The sequence below is a fragment of the Pseudomonas sp. BCA17 genome, from assembly GCF_004519405.1.
Taxonomy (GTDB): Bacteria; Pseudomonadota; Gammaproteobacteria; order Pseudomonadales; family Pseudomonadaceae; genus Aquipseudomonas.
Window position 1 is genome coordinate 708,330 of the sequence record NZ_SGWI01000003.1, and the last position, 19,517, is coordinate 727,846.

The 19,517-nt window shown below is 58.8% G+C and carries 17 protein-coding genes; 3 read left to right on the forward strand and 14 right to left on the reverse strand.

What is annotated here, in order from left to right:
* Positions 1 to 67 precede the first annotated feature (67 nt).
* Together dnaG and rpsU are read right to left on the reverse strand one after the other, a co-directional pair.
* Entirely contained in the window at positions 68 to 2,041 is a 1,974-nt protein-coding gene (gene dnaG, locus EXW71_RS15785; protein ID WP_134659005.1) for a DNA primase, read from the reverse strand.
* 436 nt (positions 2,042 to 2,477) lie between these two features.
* The gene (rpsU, locus tag EXW71_RS15790) at positions 2,478 to 2,693 is read right to left on the reverse strand and encodes a 30S ribosomal protein S21 (RefSeq protein ID WP_002551877.1); all 216 of its coding nucleotides are present in this window, start codon (positions 2,691 to 2,693) and stop codon (positions 2,478 to 2,480) included.
* A gap of 202 nt (positions 2,694 to 2,895) precedes the next feature.
* On the opposite strand from rpsU, the gene tsaD reads away from it, so the two are divergent.
* A complete protein-coding gene (tsaD, locus tag EXW71_RS15795) occupies positions 2,896 to 3,921 on the forward strand; it encodes a tRNA (adenosine(37)-N6)-threonylcarbamoyltransferase complex transferase subunit TsaD (protein ID WP_123717311.1) in 1,026 nt (341 codons plus the stop codon).
* A gap of 34 nt (positions 3,922 to 3,955) precedes the next feature.
* Here tsaD and plsY read toward each other — a convergent pair whose 3' ends face one another.
* Positions 3,956 to 4,525 (reverse strand): glycerol-3-phosphate 1-O-acyltransferase PlsY, encoded by a 570-nt coding sequence (plsY, locus tag EXW71_RS15800; RefSeq protein ID WP_123717312.1) that lies wholly within the window; start codon positions 4,523 to 4,525, stop codon positions 3,956 to 3,958.
* Positions 4,526 to 4,599: 74 nt separating this feature from the next.
* Here plsY and folB point away from each other — a divergent pair, with 74 nt between their 5' ends.
* Positions 4,600 to 4,953, forward strand: a complete 354-nt coding sequence (gene folB, locus EXW71_RS15805) for a dihydroneopterin aldolase (protein ID WP_123717313.1) — start codon at positions 4,600 to 4,602, stop codon at positions 4,951 to 4,953.
* Positions 4,944 to 5,462, forward strand: coding sequence for a 2-amino-4-hydroxy-6-hydroxymethyldihydropteridine diphosphokinase (folK, locus tag EXW71_RS15810; protein ID WP_123717314.1), 519 nt, complete (start codon positions 4,944 to 4,946; stop codon positions 5,460 to 5,462). Before folB ends, folK begins: the two co-directional genes overlap by 10 nt.
* On the opposite strand, the gene EXW71_RS15815 is transcribed toward folK, so the two are convergent.
* From EXW71_RS15815 to EXW71_RS15865, 11 genes are all read right to left on the reverse strand, one after another.
* Positions 5,457 to 6,686: a multifunctional CCA addition/repair protein gene (locus tag EXW71_RS15815; RefSeq protein WP_134659003.1), complete on the reverse strand. Its 1,230-nt coding sequence runs from the start codon at positions 6,684 to 6,686 to the stop codon at positions 5,457 to 5,459. The two genes, folK and EXW71_RS15815, sit on opposite strands and share 6 nt — an antisense overlap.
* Before the next feature lie 63 nt (positions 6,687 to 6,749).
* Positions 6,750 to 8,315, reverse strand: a complete 1,566-nt coding sequence (locus EXW71_RS15820; protein WP_134659001.1) for a SpoVR family protein — start codon at positions 8,313 to 8,315, stop codon at positions 6,750 to 6,752.
* Positions 8,312 to 9,583, reverse strand: coding sequence for a YeaH/YhbH family protein (locus EXW71_RS15825; protein WP_016977872.1), 1,272 nt, complete (start codon positions 9,581 to 9,583; stop codon positions 8,312 to 8,314). Before EXW71_RS15825 ends, EXW71_RS15820 begins: the two co-directional genes overlap by 4 nt.
* Positions 9,584 to 9,700: 117 nt before the next feature.
* Positions 9,701 to 11,623, reverse strand: coding sequence for a PrkA family serine protein kinase (locus tag EXW71_RS15830; RefSeq protein WP_071494319.1), 1,923 nt, complete (start codon positions 11,621 to 11,623; stop codon positions 9,701 to 9,703).
* A gap of 284 nt (positions 11,624 to 11,907) precedes the next feature.
* Positions 11,908 to 12,237 carry a thiosulfate sulfurtransferase GlpE gene (gene glpE, locus EXW71_RS15835; RefSeq protein ID WP_123717316.1) on the reverse strand — a complete coding sequence of 110 codons (330 nt, stop codon included), beginning with the start codon at positions 12,235 to 12,237 and terminating at the stop codon, positions 11,908 to 11,910.
* 9 nt (positions 12,238 to 12,246) lie between these two features.
* A complete protein-coding gene (locus tag EXW71_RS15840; RefSeq protein ID WP_123717317.1) occupies positions 12,247 to 13,098 on the reverse strand; it encodes a symmetrical bis(5'-nucleosyl)-tetraphosphatase in 852 nt (283 codons plus the stop codon).
* Positions 13,098 to 13,478, reverse strand: coding sequence for a Co2+/Mg2+ efflux protein ApaG (gene apaG, locus EXW71_RS15845; protein WP_123717318.1), 381 nt, complete (start codon positions 13,476 to 13,478; stop codon positions 13,098 to 13,100). The genes EXW71_RS15840 and apaG overlap by 1 nt, the downstream gene beginning before the upstream one ends.
* A gap of 111 nt (positions 13,479 to 13,589) precedes the next feature.
* Positions 13,590 to 14,402, reverse strand: a complete 813-nt coding sequence (rsmA, locus tag EXW71_RS15850) for a 16S rRNA (adenine(1518)-N(6)/adenine(1519)-N(6))-dimethyltransferase RsmA (RefSeq protein ID WP_134658999.1) — start codon at positions 14,400 to 14,402, stop codon at positions 13,590 to 13,592.
* The gene (gene pdxA, locus EXW71_RS15855) at positions 14,399 to 15,388 is read right to left on the reverse strand and encodes a 4-hydroxythreonine-4-phosphate dehydrogenase PdxA (protein ID WP_134658997.1); all 990 of its coding nucleotides are present in this window, start codon (positions 15,386 to 15,388) and stop codon (positions 14,399 to 14,401) included. The genes rsmA and pdxA overlap by 4 nt, the downstream gene beginning before the upstream one ends.
* Positions 15,385 to 16,725: a peptidylprolyl isomerase gene (locus EXW71_RS15860; RefSeq protein ID WP_134658995.1), complete on the reverse strand. Its 1,341-nt coding sequence runs from the start codon at positions 16,723 to 16,725 to the stop codon at positions 15,385 to 15,387. The genes pdxA and EXW71_RS15860 overlap by 4 nt, the downstream gene beginning before the upstream one ends.
* Positions 16,700 to 19,477, reverse strand: a complete 2,778-nt coding sequence (locus EXW71_RS15865; protein ID WP_134658993.1) for an LPS-assembly protein LptD — start codon at positions 19,475 to 19,477, stop codon at positions 16,700 to 16,702. The genes EXW71_RS15860 and EXW71_RS15865 overlap by 26 nt, the downstream gene beginning before the upstream one ends.
* Positions 19,478 to 19,517 lie beyond the last annotated feature (40 nt).

Here is a 19,517-nt window from a genome sequence, read left to right on the forward strand (position 1 = left end):
AACACCCTATCCACTGAAGGTCTTGGCGGGCAAAAAACAAGCCGAGGATTATACCCGAGCTATGACCTCACACGCCAGCTGAGGTCGGGTTTGATGCGGAAACATTCTGTTTTAATAGATCGCGCATCTGTTTTGCTATCTGAATTTGCTCTTCAGCCGACAATCCCGGCTGCCTTGCTTTCTTGATGAGTTCATCGAGGGTCTGCGTTTGCTGACCCGCAGATAACCTATTAATGGTGTCTAAAAATTGTTGTTCAAGGTTATCGCCGTCAATTAGCCACTCCTTTTCCGCGAGTGCTTTCAGGAGGCGCCCCTGTTCGGTGCCATGCCAGCGAGCCATCAATTGAATTGAGTTTAGCTTAGGATTTTTCTGGACCGCCTCGACCAAGGCGATCAGTACCTGAGCATAGCTGTTGGTTTCGTTGGCAAAATGGTCGGCGCTTTCAACTTTTCCCGCCAGTTGTGGGTGATGAATCAGCGTGCGCAATGCGATAAGCATCGGTGCTTCCACCGCTACGGGAGTGCGTGGCGTATAGGCTTCATCGCGATCACCGCGCTTGCCGTTCTTGCTCCAGGGTTTCTTGTTGTCCCATTTCTTGCCGCCGGCACCGGGCTTCTTCGGCGTCCACTCCTGTTGGGGCGCATAGGCCTCCTGCGGTTGGTGGAAATCGGCATAGTCCGGCATGGCGTCGTAATCCATGCCTGGGTCGTACACCGGCGGCGCGTCCTGCGGTGCGCTGTGGACCAGCTGGCTGACAGCCTCGCCACTCAAGCCGGTGATTTCCAGCAGACGCATGCGCATCAGTGACTTCAGGTTGGCACCTGGGACCTTGTCGATCAGCGGTGCGGCGAGCGTGGCCATGTGGGCCTTGCCTTCGAGGGACCGCGGATCGGCTTCTTCGGTCAACTGCTGGAAGAAATAATCCGCCAGTGGCTGGGCGTGTTGATTGATGCGCGCACGAAACGCATCGGTGCCTTCGGAGCGAACCAGTGTGTCCGGGTCTTCGCCTTCGGGCAGGAACAAGAAGCGTGCGCGACGCCCATCCTGCAAGCTCGACAGGGTGGCTTCGAGTGCGCGCCAGGCGGCATTGCGGCCGGCCTGGTCGCCGTCGAAGCAGAACAATACGCTGGGCACCACGCGAAACAGACGTTTCATGTGTTCTTCACTGGTGGCGGTGCCGAGTGTCGCCACGGCATTGCGCAGGCCTTGCTGGGCCAGGGCAATCACGTCCATATAGCCTTCAACCACGATGATTTCATCGAGGTTGCGGTTGTTCTTGCGCGCTTCGAACAGGCCGTAAAGCTCTTGGCCTTTGTGGAATACCGGCGTTTCCGGCGAGTTCAAGTACTTGGGTTTGTCGTCTCCCAGTACGCGGCCACCAAAAGCGATGATCCGGCCGCGGCTGTCGCGGATCGGAAACATCACGCGGTCGCGGAAGCGGTCATAGCGCTTGCCGGTCTCTGCATTTTCCACCAGCAAGCCGGCATCGATCATGGCTTTTTGCTGCAGCGTATCGCTGCTCAGGTGTTTGTACAGATTGTCCCAGCCGGGCGGGGCAAACCCCAGGCCGAAGTCGCGAGCGATTTCACCGGTGAGGCCGCGGCCCTTGAGGTAATCGACGGCGGCCTTGCGTTGCGGATGGCTTTTAAGTGCCTGGCGGTAGAACTCGGCAGCGGCGGTCAGCAGCGGGTAGAGCGGCGAATCGGTGGGCTGTCGCGGTTTGTGCGGGCGACCACTCTCTTCGCGGGGGATTTCCATGCCGGCGGCTTTCGCCAGTTCCTCGACCGCCTGGGGGAAATCCAGGTTGTCGTGGTCCATGATGAAGCCGAGGGCGTTGCCGCCCGCGCCGCAGCCGAAACAGTAGTAGAACTGTTTGTCGGGGCTGACGCTGAACGACGGCGTCTTTTCTTTGTGGAACGGACAGCAGGCCGTGTAGTTTTTGCCGGCCTTTTTCATTTGCAGGCGCGAGCTGACAACATCGACGATGTCGGTGCGGTTCAGAAGGTCGTCAATAAAGCTCTGGGGAATTAGCCCGGCCATGGCGTTCTCGTCATCACTGCGTGTAAATGAGGGCCCGTCAAGTGCTCAAGCACGGGGATTCCACGGCTTGATCGACAATTGTCTGCTTGGGCTATCAGGGAGTGTATCTGCCGAGCGTTCACTGACGTTAATTTCTATCAGTCTTCGGCCTTGAAATGTTGCCCGGGTTTCCGGTCCTGGCCAATGATGGGCCTCGGAAGATGGGCGCAGCCGATACGGTTGATCGTCTGTTAAAAAATAAGTGTGCTCGTCAGTAGCCTTGTTAGGCTCGTCAGAAGAGACGTGCACCGCTGGCAAAAGAGCCAGTCCTGACGTGTGAAGCAATGTCTCGGTCGCATGTGCGGCGTCAACAGTGAAGCATCAAGCGATATCCGCAAATGCCAGCAGCCCGGCTGAGGGCCGGGCTTGGCAGAAGCTTGCTACGAACGTCTGTGTATTAGTACAGACGAACGGCGCGGCGCTGTTCGCGCTGAACTTTCTTGGCGTGACGCTTAACAGCGGCTGCTGCTTTACGCTTACGCTCAGAAGTTGGCTTCTCGTAAAATTCGCGGCTACGAACTTCAGCCAGTACACCGGCTTTTTCGCAGGAGCGCTTGAAACGACGCAGAGCTACGTCGAAGGGTTCGTTCTCTTTAACTTTGACGGCTGGCATCCAGAGCTACCTTCTTTCATTACCGGGATCAACGTTCTCGTCGCAAAAAATTCGCGGCTGAGGTCGTCGGTTTTTAAGGGTTGCGGATGTTAACCCCTCATTGCCCGGAATGCAAAGCCTCTGATCGAAAACCGCTGGTCGGGAGTGGGAGTGGCGACTATTATGCGCGCCTTCGAATTCAGCCTCTACAAGGCGCAAACCCATGCTAGTACTGGGACTTGAAACCTCCTGCGACGAAACCGGTGTCGCACTTTACGACAGTGAACGCGGGCTTTTGGCCGATGCGCTGTTCAGTCAGATCGACCTGCATCGCGCATATGGTGGTGTAGTGCCGGAGCTGGCCAGCCGCGATCACGTCAAACGCATGCTGCCGTTGATTCGCCAGGTGTTGGATGAGGCCGGCTGTGTGCCGACCGAGATTGACGCAATTGCCTACACCGCGGGCCCCGGATTGGTTGGAGCCCTGCTGGTTGGGGCTTCTTGCGCTCAGGCGCTGGCCTTTGCCTGGGGCATTCCAGCCCTCGGTGTGCACCATATGGAGGGCCATTTGTTGGCTCCCATGCTGGAAAAAACTCCGCCAGAGTTCCCGTTCGTCGCTTTGTTGGTTTCCGGCGGCCATACGCAGCTGGTTCAGGTCGATGGTATCGGCCAATACACCCTTTTGGGCGAATCCCTGGACGACGCTGCCGGTGAAGCTTTCGACAAAACCGCGAAGATGATGGGCCTCAATTACCCCGGCGGTCCTGAAATCGCGCGTCTCGCCGAAAAGGGCGTACCGGGTCGCTACACGTTCCCGCGTCCGATGTGCGATCGTCCAGGTTTGATGTTCAGCTTCAGTGGCTTGAAAACCTCGGCCCTCAATACCTGGCAGCAAAGTGTCAGCGCCGGGGACGACAGTGAGCAAGTCCGTTGCGACATTGCTCTGGCGTTCCAGCAGGCCGTGGTGGAGACTTTGACCATCAAGTGCAAGCGCGCCCTGAAACAGGCGGGTATGAAGCGTCTGGTAATCGCAGGTGGCGTCAGCGCCAACAAGGCTTTGCGCGTTTCTTTGGAAAACATGCTCGGCGACATGCAGGGCGACGTGTTCTATGCGCGGCCGGAGTTCTGCACCGACAACGGCGCGATGATCGCCTATGCCGGTTGCCAGCGTCTGCAGGCTGGCCAGCATGAAAGCCTGGCAATCAGCGTGCAGGCGCGTTGGCCGATGGAGCAGCTTTCGCCGTTGTAAGGGCGCAAGGTGAGCCGGGTTTCACCGACAGCATTTAAAAATGCCGTTCGCGCCCGGCAAACAGGTCGCGTAGATTGCCGCGGTGGCGCCATACAATCAGCAGCGTCAGCATGCTCATCGGCAACAGCGCCGCAGGCTCCTGCCATGCCAGCAACGGCAGGGTGAGCGGTGTGGCGATCAGCGCCGCCAGTGAGCTGGTTCGGGTCAGGTAGAAGGTCAGCAGCCAGGCCAGTACGGCCAGCAACGCCGCCGGCGGGTAGATCCCCAGCAGCATGCCGGCCGCCGTGGCGACGCCTTTGCCGCCGCGAAAACGAAAGTACAGCGGAAACAGATGGCCCAGGACGGCACACACGCCCACCCAGGCTTGCTGTTGCAGGGAAAGGCCGCAAAGGTTGGCGATCAGCACGGGCAACAGTCCCTTGCAAAGATCCCCGAGCAGTGTCAGCACGGCGAGTTTCTTGCCGGCCAGGCGCAACATATTGGTGGCACCGGCATTGCCTGAGCCACTCATTCGCGGATCGGGATTCCCCGTCAGGCGGCTGAGCAAAATGGCGAAGGACAGCGAGCCGAGCAGGTAGGCGAGAATCGCCAGTGACCAAAACATGCTAACTATTCCGGGCGAGGACGCCCTGATTCTAACGGGGCATCGCGCCCTTGTCGTGCTGCGGAGAAGAGTGCTTGGACAGAGTGTTTATCGAAGGCCTGGAAGTCGACACCGTAATCGGGGCCTACGACTGGGAGCGCGGCATCAAGCAATGCCTGCGCCTGGACCTGAGCTTTGCCTGGGATAATCGCCCGGCCGCGGCCGGGGATGACCTGAGCCTGGCACTGGATTACGCCAGCGTATCCGCGCGTATCCAGGCATTTGCCGATCAAGCCCAGTTCCAACTGGTGGAAACCTTTGCCGAGCGCTTGGCCGAAGTGCTGATGAGCGAGTTCCAGATTCCCTGGCTGCACCTCAAATTGACCAAGCCGGGTGCCGTACCGGCCGCCCAGGGCGTGGGTGTGGAGATCGAGCGCGGATGTCGCTAACTCAGGTTTACCTTGGCCTTGGCAGCAATATCGAGCGCGAGGCCCACTTGTGCGCCGGCTTGGACGCGCTGGCAGGTTTCCTGGTCGATATGCGGTGTTCGGCGGTGTTCGAAAGCCAGCCGGTGGGTATCAAGAGCGGACCGTTTTTCAATCTGGTGGTGTCGGGATATACCGACCTTCCGTTGATGGAGCTGGATCGGCGCCTGAAATTCATCGAGGCCGACAATGGCCGCTATGCGCCTGACCGCAAGGGCCTGCCATTGGATATCGACGTGCTGCTGTACGGCGAGCTGGCAGGCAATTTCGACGGTTTGATCCTGCCGCGTGCCGAGATCCTGAAGAACGCCTTTGTGTTGTGGCCGTTGTCGTTGATGGCACCGGACCGTGTGCACCCTGAAGCGGGCAAGACCCTGGCTGAGCTGTGGCGGGACGCGCAGATCGACCAGGTGCTGGCGCCTGTCGGTTTCCAATGGCAAGGCCGGCAACTGACACCGAGCACGCTCCTATAGGGCGTGCCGTTCCTTGTAGGCTTTCAGTGCCTTGAGCCGTTCGTGCTTGAGGGCTTCGCCCAGCTCCGGGCCTTTCAAACCTTTTTCCAGCAATGGCGCGACTGCGACCTCGCGCGCAGCCTTTGCCGCACCCCGTAAGTAATCGGCCTGTGGATAACGTCTCTGCTCCAGGCCCTTGCGGCCCCGGGCGTCCATCTCGCAGGCAATAACGAACTCTTCAAAACGTTGTGGTCGACGATACACGTCAAAACTTTGCAGCAATTCCAGCAGTGTCGAGGCTTTGAGCTCCAGGGCGCGGTGGCCATGGGTGTGATATTGACCAACGAGTAGCGCCAATTCCTGACAGTCCTTCGGGACTTTGAAGCGCTCGTTGACAGCTTTGATCAGCTTCAGGCCGCGGTGCTCGTGAGCAATGTGCTGCGGTAACTTATCCACAGGCGTCAAACCTTTACCCAGATCGTGCAGCAAGCACGCCCACCGCACCGTCAGCGGCTGCTGATGCAGAGCGGCCTGCTCAAGCACGCTCAACGTGTGCACGCCGGTGTCGATTTCGGGGTGATGGGCTTCGGGTTGCGGCACGCCAAATAGAGCGTTCACTTCGGGTATCAAGGTTTTCAGCGCATCACAGTCGCGCAGCACCTGAATAAATACCTGTGGCTGATCTTCCATCAGCGCCCGGGAAATTTCCTTCCAGCTGCGTTCCGCGGTGAGCGCTTCCAGTTCGCCGGATTCGCTGAGCTGGCGCATCAGTTCCAGCGTTTGGGGGGCAACGGTAAAACCCAAATGAGCATAACGCGCGGCAAAGCGTGCAACACGCAGTACACGGAGGGGATCTTCGGCGAAAGCGGGGGAAACGTGACGCAGAATGCGCATCTCAAGGTCGCGTTGGCCACCGTAGGGATCGGTCAGGTTGCCCTCATCGTCCTCTGCCATGGCATTGATGGTCAGATCGCGCCGAATCAGGTCTTCTTCCAACGTGACCTCGGGGCTGGCATGAAACACAAAGCCGCCGTAGCCCCGGCCGCTTTTGCGCTCAGTGCGGGCGAGGGCGTATTCGTCACCGTTTTTTGGGTGAAGGAACACCGGAAAGTCAGCGCCCACCGGCTTATAACCCTTGGCGAGCATCTCTTCTGCGGTTGCGCCAACCACGACACGATCGATGTCGGTGACCGGAATGCCCAGCAAGCGGTCACGTACCGCACCGCCGACTTTGTAGATTTTCATGAAAAAGCCTCCATTAGCCGCACAGGATACCGCCTGTGCTGTGCCAATGGAGGCTTTGCCGTTTCAGAGGTGAACGACGGCCAGGTCCAGGCGGCCGTAATCGTTGTCGTTGTGATCGGTGCGGGGTGGCACGTGGTGAGTCTTCATCACTTGATCGCCCTGCAGGGTTTCCAGGTGAATGTCGAAGCCCCATAACCGATGCAGATGCTTGAGCACTTCTTCGGTGGATTCGCCCAAGGGTTTACGGTCGTGCTGCTGGTGGCGCAGGGTCAGCGAGCGGTCGCCGCGTACATCGATGCTGTAGATCTGCACGTTAGGTTCACGATTGCCCAGGTTGTACTGTGCCGCCAGGGTCTCGCGGATAGTGCGGTAGCCCGACTCATCGTGAATGGCCGGTACTACCAGGTCATCCTTGAGGTCGTCATCGAGAATGCTGAACAACTTGAGGTCGCGAATCACCTGGGGTGACAAGTACTGCAGGATGAAGCTCTCATCCTTGAAGCTGCTCATGGCGAATTTGATGGTCGACAACCAGTCGCTGCCGGCGATTTCCGGGAACCAGCGGCGGTCCTCCTCGGTGGGGTGCTCGCACATGCGTCGGATGTCGCGGTACATGGCAAAGCCCAGGGCATAGGGGTTGATCCCACTGTAATACGGGCTGTCGAAGCCTGGCTGGAACACCACGCTGGTATGGGAAGTGAGGAACTCCATCATGAAGCCGTCGGTAACCAGGCCTTCGTCGTACAGGTCGTTCATCAGTGTGTAGTGCCAGAACGTCGCCCAGCCTTCGTTCATCACCTGGGTCTGGCGCTGTGGATAAAAATATTGGGCGATCTTGCGCACGATGCGCACGATTTCCCGCTGCCAAGGCTCAAGCAGCGGAGCGTGCTTTTCCAGGAAATACAGGATGTTTTCCTGAGGTTCGGCGGGGAAGCGTGCATTGTCTTTGTCGTTGTTTTTGCCGGCGCGTTTGGGAATGGTGCGCCACAGGTCGTTGATCTGTTTCTGCAGGTGCTCCTCGCGCTCCTTCTGGCGCAGGCGTTCTTCTTCGGCAGAGATCGGATACGGGCGTTTGTAGCGGTCAACGCCGTAGTTCATCAGGGCATGGCAGGAGTCGAGTAAATCCTCTACAGCATCAATTCCATGGCGTTCCTCGCACTGCATGATGTACTGCTTGGCGAACACGAGGTAATCGATGATCGAGCTGGCATCGGTCCAGGTGCGGAACAGGTAGTTACCCTTGAAGAAGCTGTTGTGCCCGTAGCAGGCGTGAGCCACTACCAGCGCCTGCATGCAGATGGTGTTTTCTTCCATCAGGTAGGCGATGCACGGATCGGAGTTGATGACGATCTCGTAGGCCAGCCCCATCTGACCGCGGGTGTAGGATTTCTCGGTGCTGAGGAAGTGCTTGCCGTAGGACCAATGGTGATAGCCCAAGGGCATGCCCACCGAAGCGTAGGCATCCATCATTTGTTCGGCGGTAATCACCTCGATCTGGTTGGGGTAGGTGTCCAGGGCATAACCCGCCGCGATACGGCTGATTTCCCGGTCATAGGCCTGGATCAATTCGAAGGTCCACTCGGAACCCGTGGAAATGGGTTGGCGTTTTTGCTCTTTTTTGGCGGTCATGTCACTAACCTGCGCTGGAAGAGTTCACGGAAGACCGGGTAGATATCGCCGGCCGAGACCAGTTGCTGCTGGGCGAAAGTGTCGGCAAAGGCTTCGCCGATGCGCTCGTATTCGAACCACAGGGCCTGATGCTCACGGGGGGTGATTTCAACGTAAGTGTAGTACTGCACGAACGGCATGATCTGGTTGATCAGGATGTCGCGGCAGATCGGCGAGTCGTCGTTCCAGTTGTCACCGTCGGAGGCTTGGGCGGCGTAGATGTTCCACTCGTTGGCCGGATAGCGCTCGGCCATTATCTCCTGCATCAGTTTCAAGGCGCTGGACACGATGGTGCCGCCGGTTTCCCGCGAGTAGAAGAATTCTTCTTCGTCCACTTCCCGCGCACTGGTGTGATGGCGAATGAACACTACGTCGATCTTGTCGTAGTTCCGCTTGAGAAACAGGTACAGCAGGATGAAGAAGCGTTTGGCGATGTCCTTGGTGGCCTGGGTCATGGAGCCGGACACGTCCATCAGGCAGAACATCACGGCCTTGGAGCTGGGGTTGGGTTGTTTCACCAGCAGGTTGTATTTGAGGTCGAAGGTGTCGAGAAACGGCACACGGTGAATACGCGCGCTGAGCTTCTCGATTTCCGCCTCGATTTCCTGAATATCGCCGAAGTTGTCCGGTTCTTCACGCTTGAGGCGTGCCAGTTCCTCCTTGGCTTCCTTCAGTTTGGCGCGGCTGCTGCCCGACAGGGCGATACGGCGGGCGTGGGCCGAACGCAGGGTGCGAATGATATTGATGCGGGATGGGTTACCTTCGTTACTGATGCCGGCGCGCACGGTCTTGAAGGTGTCGGTGCCGGTCAGGTTGCGTTTGACCAGGTTAGGCAGTTCCAGGTCTTCGAACATGAACTCGAGGAACTCTTCCTGGGTAATCTGGAACACGAACTCGTCCATGCCTTCGCCGGAGTTACCGGCTTTTCCCGGCCCCTTGCCGCCGCCCCCGCCTTGGGGGCGCTGGATATGTTCGCCGGTGGTGAACTCCTTGTTGCCCGGGTGAACGACGGTCTGTTTGCCGCCACGTCCGTGGTGCAGCACGGGTTCGTCGATATCCCGTCCGGGAATACTGATTTGCTCGCCATGCTCCATGTCGGTGATGGAGCGGCGGCTGACGGCCTCTTCAACGGCCTTTTTGATGTGGTCACGGTAACGCCGCAGGAAACGCTGGCGGTTTACCGTGCTTTTGTTCTTGCCATTGAGGCGTCGGTCGATCACATAGCTCATAGGCCCCTCCGGGGAGCTTCAAGTCGTAAGCTGCAAGCTACAAGAAAGAGCCCGTACGTGCCGGGCTCACTGGCTTTTCTCTTGCGGCTTGTAGCTAGAAGCTTGCAGCTGCTTCTCTCACTGCGATTTCCGGACCCGTAGGTACCATTCCGAAAGAAGGCGTACCTGTTTGTCGGTGTAGCCGCGCTCGACCATTCGTGTGACGAAGTCGTTGTGTTTTTGCTGATCCTCCTTGCTGGCCTTGGCATTGAAGCTGATGACAGGCAGCAGATCCTCGGTGTTGGAGAACATTTTCTTCTCGATGACCACCCGCAGCTTCTCGTAGCTGAGCCAGGTTGGGTTCTTGCCGTTGTTGTTGGCGCGGGCACGCAGCACGAAGTTGACGATTTCGTTGCGGAAATCCTTCGGATTGCTGATGCCAGCCGGTTTTTCGATCTTCTCCAGTTCTTCGTTGAGCGCCACGCGGTTGAGAATTTCGCCGGTTTCCGGGTCGCGGTATTCTTGGTCCTGGATCCAGAAGTCGGCGTACAGCACGTAACGGTCGAAGATGTTCTGGCCGTATTCGCTGTAGGACTCCAGGTAGGCGGTCTGGATTTCCTTGCCGATGAACTCGATGTAGCGCGGCGCCAGGTATTCCTTGAGGAAGCGCAGGTAGCGTTCGCGGGTTTCCGCCTGGAACTGTTCCTGTTCGATCTGCTGTTCGAGTACGTAGAGCAGGTGCACCGGGTTGGCGGCGATCTCGTGAGGGTCGAAGTTGAAGACCTTGGAGAGGATCTTGAATGCAAAGCGTGTCGACAGGCCGTTCATGCCTTCGTCCACGCCCGCCGTATCGCGGTACTCCTGGATCGACTTGGCTTTGGGGTCGGTGTCCTTGAGGTTTTCGCCGTCGTACACGCGCATCTTCGAATAGATGTTCGAGTTTTCCGGTTCCTTGAGGCGCGACAGCACGGTGAACTGTGCAAGCATCTTCAAGGTATCGGGCGCGCAGTGAGCCTTGGCCAGCGAGCTGTTGAACAGCAATTTGTCGTAAATCTTGATCTCATCGCTGACCCGCAGGCAGTACGGCACTTTGACGATGTAGATCCGGTCGATGAAGGCTTCGTTGTTCTTGTTGTTGCGGAAGGTGTGCCATTCCGATTCGTTGGAGTGGGCCAGCAGGATGCCGGTGAACGGAATCGCGCCCAGACCCTCGGTGCTGTTGTAGTTGCCTTCCTGGGTGGCGGTGAGCAGTGGGTGCAGCACCTTGATTGGTGCCTTGAACATCTCCACGAACTCCATCAGGCCCTGGTTGGCCCGGCACAGCGCGCCTGAGTAGCTGTAGGCGTCGGCGTCGTTCTGCGGGAATTCTTCGAGTTTGCGGATATCGACTTTACCCACCAGGGCCGAAATGTCCTGGTTGTTTTCATCCCCTGGCTCGGTCTTCGCTACGCCGATCTGGTTGAGGATCGACGGGTAGAGTTTCACCACGCGGAACTGGCTGATATCGCCACCAAATTCGGCCAGACGTTTGGTGGCCCAGGGCGACATGATGGTATTGAGGTAGCGCCGTGGGATACCAAAGTCTTCTTCGAGGATCGCACCATCTTCCGTGGCGTTGAACAGGCCCAAAGGCGACTCGAAGACCGGCGAGCCCTTGATGGCGTAGAAGGGCACCCTCTCGATCAGTTGTTTGAGCTTTTCCGCCAGGGACGACTTACCGCCGCCGACGGGACCGAGCAGGTAGAGGATCTGTTTCTTCTCTTCCAGGCCTTGGGCGGCATGGCGGAAGTAGGAGACGATCTGGTCAATGCATTCTTCCATGCCATGGAAGTCTTCAAAGGCCGGGTAGCGGCGGATCACCTTGTTGGAAAATATCCGCGACAGGCGCGAATTATTCGAGGTGTCTATCAGCTCCGGTTCGCCGATTGCCAATAGCAGGCGCTCGGCGGCAGATGCATAGGTGCTGCGGTCCTGTTTGCACAGCTCAAGATACTCTTGCAGCGTGAGTTCTTCCTGCTGTGTGGATGCGAAGCGTTGTTGGAAGTGGCTGAAAATACTCATGACGTCGTCACCTCGCTCGATACGTGGAGCCGGCGCCGGGTCAATCAGTCGATGCTGGCAGACATTGGCAGACGCCAATGACTGTTTTCCCCCCAAACACCCTGAAACGCTACCGATGACCCGCACGCCGGTGTACCGGCTCTCCCCTGATTCGGATGGCCTGCGCTTAAGGATAGTTCGGAATCGGGGAGGTCAAGGTGCGATGCGTAATAAGTTTGGCTGCGCCGTTCGTCAGAAACGGCGCGAGCCCAAGCGTCACGCGGGGTAGCGGGGTGCGAAAAAAATTATTGCGGATCGCCTGAGGAAATTTCTGCAGGATATGTCGTGCGCCACAGCTCAAAGCCGCCGTCCAGGCTGTAGACGTCGGAGAAGCCCTGGCTGATCAGGTAGGCAGCGGCACTCTGGCTGGAGTTGCCGTGGTAGCACGCCACGATCACCGGTGCATCAAGGTCGGCCGCACGAATGAAATCGGCGATGTTGTGGTTGTCCAGGTGTTGGGCACCCTTGATATGGCCCGCGGCGTAGGCCTGGGGATCACGGATATCCACTACCACTGCGGCCTGCTCGCGCAGGGCCTGGGCTTGTTCGGGAGGGATACGTTTGAATTCGCTCATGGCGGGCTCCTATGGCTTGGCGGCGGTCGGCAGGGTGGCGGTAACGGGGGGCTGGCACTGGCAGCTCAGGCGCTCGCCGGTATCGATGTTCATCAGGGTCATGGCGCCGCCCCACACGCAACCGGTGTCAAGGGCATACACGCCTGGTTCTTCGCACTTGCCTTCCAAGGCCGCCCAGTGACCGAAGACGATCTTCGTGTCGCGGGTCTTGCGCTCCTTATGGGCAAACCAAGGTTTGTATCCCGGTAGTGCCGTATCAGCGCCTTCCTTGCTTTTAAGGTCCAGCTTGCCCTCGGCGGTGCAGAAGCGCATGCGCGTGAAATAGTTGGTGATCACTCGCAGGCGGGTGACGCCGGTGAGGTCGTTGTCCCACTTCGCCGGTTCGTTGCCGTACATGCCATCGAGGAAGGCGGTATAGAGGTTGTCATCGGCCAGCGCGGCCTCCACTTCGGCGGCGCACTTGAGCGCTTTCTTCAACGACCACTGGGGCGCGATGCCGGCATGGACCAGGGCCATGTTGCGGCCTTCGTCATAATGCATGAGCTTTTGCCGGCGGAGCCAGTCGAGCAGCTCGGCGCGATCCGGCGCTTCGAGAATTTCCCGCAGGGTGTCGCCCTTTTTCAGCCGTTCGATGTTATTGCCGGCCGCCAGCAGGTGCAGGTCATGGTTGCCCAGCACGCATACCAGCGAGTCGCGCATGCGATGGAGGTAGCGCAGGGTCTCCAGTGACTGTGGGCCACGGTTGACCAGGTCGCCCACCAACCACAGGCGATCGTTCAGCGGGTCGAAGTTGACTCGCTCAAGCAAGCACTTGAGGGGCTCCAGGCAGCCTTGCAGGTCGCCGATCGCGTAGGTCGCCATCAGTGCAGGGCTCCCGGCACCGCGAGGCGGAAGGGCGCGATGATGGCGTCGAACAGTTGGCCATCGGTGGCCTTCATTTGATACGAGCCTTGCATGGTTCCGACTTTGGAGGTCATGACCGTGCCGCTGCTGTAGGTGTGGCTGGCGCCGCTGTCGATCAACGGCTGTTGGCCGACAACGCCCGCACCGCGCACTTCCTCTACCTGGCCGTCACCGTCGGTGATTACCCAGTGGCGCGACAGCAGCTTGGCCGGCACCAGCCCGTTGTTCTTCACCGTGACGGTATAGGCGAAGGCGAAACGGTTGTGTTCGGGTTGCGATTGGTCCGCGAGGAAGCGGGTGACGACGCTGACGTCGATCTGGTAGCGAGGATCGGACATGCGAGAGGCCTTACCTTAAAAGCAAAAGCGGAGGACAGCAGATGCGGATCAGTCTAGGCCATGAGGCGGGCACTAGGCCAGACTCGCTGTCCGGCCTATGCATCGCTGGCTTCAGTCCGCGGCGGGCGGCGGTTGGATAGCAAGCTGGTCGGCCAGGCGTACGAACGCGGCCAGGTCCAGTTGCTCTGGGCGCAAGCTGCCATCGACGCCAGCGGCTTCGATTTCAGCGTTGCTCAGCAGTGCCTTGAGCGTGTTACGCAAGGTCTTGCGACGCTGGTTGAATGCTTCACGTACCACGCGTTCGAGCAGTCGATGGTCCTTGGCGGGATGCGGGAGCACGGCGTGAGGCACCAGTCGCACGATAGCCGAGTCGACCTTGGGCGGCGGATTGAATGCGCCAGGGCCGACGTTGAACAAATGTTCTACGCGGCAGTGGTACTGGACCATGATCGACAGGCGACCCCAGTCACCGCCGCCCGGGCCGGCGGCCAGACGCTCAACCACTTCCTTTTGCAGCATGAAGTGCATGTCGCGGATGATTCCGGCGTTGTTCAACAGGTGGAAAATCAGCGGCGTGGAGATGTTGTACGGCAGGTTGCCGACGACGCGCAGGCTGTTGGGCGCAGCATTGAGGCTATTGAAGTCGAACTTCAGCGCATCACCCTGGTGCAGGTTGAAGTTGGGCTTGTCGGCAAACTGCTGATTGAGGATCGGGATCAGGTCCTTGTCCAGCTCAACCACGTCCAGTTGACCGCCGCTGGCCAGCAGGCCCTGGGTCAATGCGCCTTGGCCCGGGCCGATTTCCAGCAGACGATCTTCGGGCTTGGCATGGATGGAGCGCAAAATACGGTCGATCACGCCAGCGTCGTGCAGGAAGTTTTGCCCGAAGCGCTTGCGCGCCCGGTGTTGGTAGTGCTCAGTCATATACGGGTCTCGGCCATCTGATAGGCGGTTTCCAAGGCCACGTGCAGGCTGCCGGTGTCAATCTTGCCGCTGCCTGCCAGGTCCAGGGCAGTGCCATGGTCGACGGAGGTACGGATAATCGGCAGGCCCAGTGTCACGTTGACTGCGGCGCCGAAGCCTTTGTATTTCAGCACGGGCAGCCCTTGGTCATGGTACATCGCCAGCACTGCATCGCAGTGCTCCAGATATTTGGGGGTAAACAGAGTGTCCGTAGGCAGTGGGCCACGCAGGTCCATACCTTCTTGGCGCAGACGCTCTAATGTCGGTTCTATGATGTCGATTTCTTCATGGCCCAGGTGGCCGCCTTCACCGGCGTGGGGGTTGAGCCCACAGACCAGGATGCGTGGTTGGGCGATGCCGAATTTCTGTTGCAGGTCGGTGTGCAGGATGCGCGTGACACGCTCCACCCGCTCGGCGGTGATCGCGTCTGCAATCTCACGCAGCGGCAGATGCGTCGTCACTAACGCAACGCGCAGGCCGCGAGTCGCCAGCATCATCACGACTTGGGCGGTATGGGTGAGTTCGGCGAGGAATTCGGTATGGCCGGAAAAGGCGATGCCGGATTCGTTGATCACACCTTTGTGTACAGGGGCCGTGATCATGCCGGCGAAGTCGCCGTCCATGCAGCCTTGCCCGGCGCGGGTCAGGGTTTCCAGCACAAAGGCCGCGTTGGCCTTGTTCAGTTGTCCGGCAACCACTTTGGCCGGCAGCGGGGTGTCCCACACATACAGGCTGTCTTTGGGGGCTGGCACATCGGGCCAGTTGCCCGGCGCCACGTCCAGCAAGTTGATGGCCAGGCCCAGTTGCGCAGCCCGCTCAAGGAGCAGGTCGCGGCTGGTAATGGCTATCAGGGGGTGTGGCTGGGGTTGCGAGGCGAGCAGCAGGCAAAGGTCTGGACCAATGCCGGCCGGCTCGCCGGGGGTGACCGCAAAACGTTGGGGTTTCACTGGCTTGCCTGGTTGGTGCCTGTTTGCTCGGCGCCTGGCAGCTTGTTCTCAACGTAGGCTTCGTCGCGGATCTGACGCAGCCAGGTTTGCAGCTCTTCGTCGTATTTGCGGTTACGCAGCACGGTCAAGGCTTGTTGCTCGCGAGCCTGGGTGGTGTTGTCGGTGGCGCGACGGCCAAGGACTTCCAGCACATGCCAGCCATATTGGGTCTTGAAGGGCTTGGACAGGACGCCTTGCGGAGTCTTGGCCATCACTTCCTGGAACTCCGGCACCAGTGCTTTCGGGTCGATCCAGTTCAGGTCGCCGCCGTTAAGCGCCGAACCCGGGTCTTCCGAGAAGCTCTTGGCCAGGGTCGCGAAGTCTTCACCGCCTTCGATGCGGTCATAGATCTTCTGGGCCAGTTCCTTGGTTTGTGCCTCGGTGCGGATTTCACTTGGCTTGACCAGGATATGACGAACATGGACTTCGTCTTTCAACGAGGTCTCGCCACCGCGTTTGCCCAACAGCTTGAGGATGATGAAGCCGCCTGGTGTACGGGCAGGCTGGGTGATACCACCCACTTCCATTGCACTGAGCTCGCGGTCGAACGGAGGTGGCAACTGAGCGGCTTTACGCCAGCCCATGTCACCACCGTCCAGGGCGTTATCGCTACCGGATACGGCAATGGCGGTCTGAGCAAAGTCAGCGCCGGCCTTCAGGCGGTCATAAACGGCCTGGGTTTTGGCGGCGGCGGCATTGAGCTGCTCGGCGCTGGCACTGTCCGGCGTCGGAATCAGGATATTGGCCAGGTGCAGTTCTTCGGAGAGCTGCATCTTGCCGAGGTCCGAAGCCAGGAAGTTCTTCACTTCCTGTTCGGAGACCTGAACCCGCTCTGCCACACGGCGCTGACGCACACGGCTGATGATCATTTCACGCTTGATCTGGTCACGGGCGTCCTCATAGGACAACCCATCGTGAGCCAGCGCGGCACGGAACTGATCGATGCTCATGTTATTGCGCTGAGCAATGGTGCCTACGGCCTGGTTCAACTCTTCGTCCGAAATGCGGATGCCGGAGCGTTCGCCGATCTGCAGTTGCAGGTTTTCGACGATCAGGCGCTCCAGCACCTGGGGTTCCAGGACACTGGTCGGTGGCACACCGCCGCCACGCTTGGCGATGGTTTGCTGAACCTCTTTGACCCGCTGGTCAAGCTGGCTCTGCATGATCACGTCGTTATCGACAATGGCCGCGACTTTATCCAGCTGTTGAACGGCAGCGTGTGCCGATACGGTGCCCAGGAACAACGCGCCCAGCACGAGTGGGCGCAGACAATCAGAAAGCTTGATCTTCACGTTCACGATAACCTTGAATGCCTTTGTCGAGGAAGCTCTCTACCTTGGCGCCGGTCAGGCCGCCGAGTCCTTTGAGGACGATCTGGAAGAAGAGCCCGTGGTCACCCTTTTCGTTAAGGGGGGCGATCTGGGTATATTCGTCGTTGGAAACCCAGTAACGGTTGATAACGCGCAGTTTCCAGCAGCAGTTGTCGTACTCGAAACCACCGAAGGCTTCCAAGGTGCGGTTACGGGCGTAGTCATACTGCCAGCGGGTGATCAGGTTCCACTGCGGAACGATTGGCCACATCATCGAGAAGTCGTGTTGCTGGATTTTGTAGTAATCCTTCACGAAGGTCGCATCGCCTTCCCTGCCGTAATCGCCGCCAAACTGCCATTTGCCGGTCAACTGGTTGTAGACCACTTGGTCGTTCCGATAGCGGTAACCGACGTTGACAACCTTGTTCGGGTTGTCTTCTGGCTGGTAGTGGAACATCGCGCTGCCTGAACGGGGGCTATGGCTGTCTGGATCCCAGTTGTAATCGGCAGTAGCACGCCAGTCGCGGTTGAAGCGGAACTCGTAGTCCAGAGCAATCGGCGATACGTTCGATTGTGCATCGGCACGGTCGGATGCCAGGATGCCGGGAAGTTGTACTTCACGGTCCTTGAAGTACAGCGCCTGGCCCACGGACACGCGCTGGCGTTCAAAGCCATTGTCTTCGATCCAGCGGCTGGTCACGCCAAGGGACAGCTTGTTCTCGTCACCGATCCGATCGCTACCGCTGAAGCGGTTATCGCGGAATAGCGAGGCATAGCTGAATGTGTACTCGCTGGTATCAAAGACCGGGATGTCGCTCTGGTCTTTGTTCGGTACGTAGAGGTAGTAGGCACGCGGTTCCAGAGTTTGACGGTAATCCTTGCCAAACCAGTTGGTGTTGCGGTCGAAGTAGAGTCCGCTATCTACGCTAGCGACTGGCAGCGCACGATCCTGCGAGCTTTTGAATGTCTGACCAGCAGCGATCATGTCCGCCTTGCCCGTACCGTCAAGGTCCAGGTCGTACTTGGTGTATACGTACTTCAACTTCGGCGTAATAAACCCGTAGGTCCAGTTCATCGGATATTCGACTGCTGGAGCAACATTCAATCGAGTGCCGTTTGCACGAGTAAGCCCATGGACGTTCGTGTCCAAGCGAGCTGACTCTGCGCCGTTCTCATCTGTAAAGATGCCATTTTCAAGGCTGCGCTCAAACCGAACAGCTTCTGTTTCGTACGTGAAGTTCAACCCGCCAGGGTGATACGGCAAAGCCCCGTTGAAAGTGATTTGCGGCAATCGATCATACGGCGTGATCTGGGAAATCGTCGCTAACTGGTACGCCTGGAGATTCAAGCGAGCCTGGTAGGAGTCGCCGCGATACGACACAGAACCTTGCTGGTTAAGGAAGTCCTGGCTCCGAATACCTTCCTGATAGGCCTTCAGATCTTGGAAGTAGTATGGATCACTGATCTTGGTGTAATCCACCTGTGTCGTCAGACGCGAATCCAGCCCACCCTTATGCTGCCAATTGAGCATGTAGCGGGTTTTTTCGTAATCGCTCTGTTTCTTCCGTTCGTCGCTATCGTCATTCAGATACGCGCCCCCAAACTGACCCTCACTGGACTTTGTGAGGTAGCGGAATTCGCCTTCCATCAACATGCCGCGCTTGGTCATGTATTGCGGGTACAACGTGGCATCGTAGTTCGGCGCCAGGTTGAAGTAGTACGGCGTGACCAGGGTAAAGCCGGTTTCGCCACCGGTGCTGAAGCTCGGCGGCAGGAAGCCGGATTGACGACGGTTGTCGATCGGGAAATAGATGTAAGGGGTATAGAGGATCGGGATGTTCTTGATCCGCAACGTCGCGTTGGTTGCCGTACCGAAGCCGGTGGCAGGGTTCAACGTGATGTTGTTGCCCTTGAGCTGCCAGGCGTTGCTGTCTGGCTCGCACGTGGTGTACGTACCGTCCTTGAGACGGATGATCGCGTTCTCTGCACGCTTGGCGTACAGCGCGTTACCGCGGATACGCGACTTGTGCATCACGTATTCGGCATTGTCGATCTGGGCTGCACCGGTGTCGAGCTGCACCTGGGCATGATCACCAACGATCAGGGCCCCGTTGTCGCGCAGACGAACGTTGCCGTTCAGCTCGCCACGGTTCTCCGCCTGATACAGGCTGGCTTCCTGAGCTTCCAACTGCATGCTGCCCTGGCGCATGACGACGTCACCGGCCAAGGTCGCGATCTGTTGTTCCTGCTCGTAACGAGAGGCCTTGGCGCCGATGAACGTCGGCGCGTCGCTCTTGTTCGTCTTGTCATTCATGCCTGGACGCGTCGGCTCGATGTACGCACCACCGCAATACGGGCCGGTTTCGGCCAACTGGGCGGCGGTCAGCTTCTCGCGAGGCACCCAGTCCAGGTGGCTGTAGTCGGCGCTGCGCGAACGCAGGCCACGGCCCTTGGATTCGGTGACCAACATGGTCTTGGGCTCGGCGTCGGCACTGCCGCCGGTTTCGCCTTGCGGCGTACCGTTGGCCGAGCTGACGGCAGAGCCATCATGCACCGGGCGTGGTGGCAGTGGGGCTGCGGCGGTTTTCGGCGCGCAATCCCAGGCACCCGAAGCAGAGACTGAGCAGTCATACTGTTCCGCGGCGACCACGAATGAGGTGGCGAAGGGTTGCAAGGCCAGCAGACTGCCGGTTACCAGCAACGGAAATTTTCTACGAAACGCGGGGGATTTCAATGCCATCTTATTAGTCCGGGCTTCCTGCGTGCCATCTGCCCGCGGT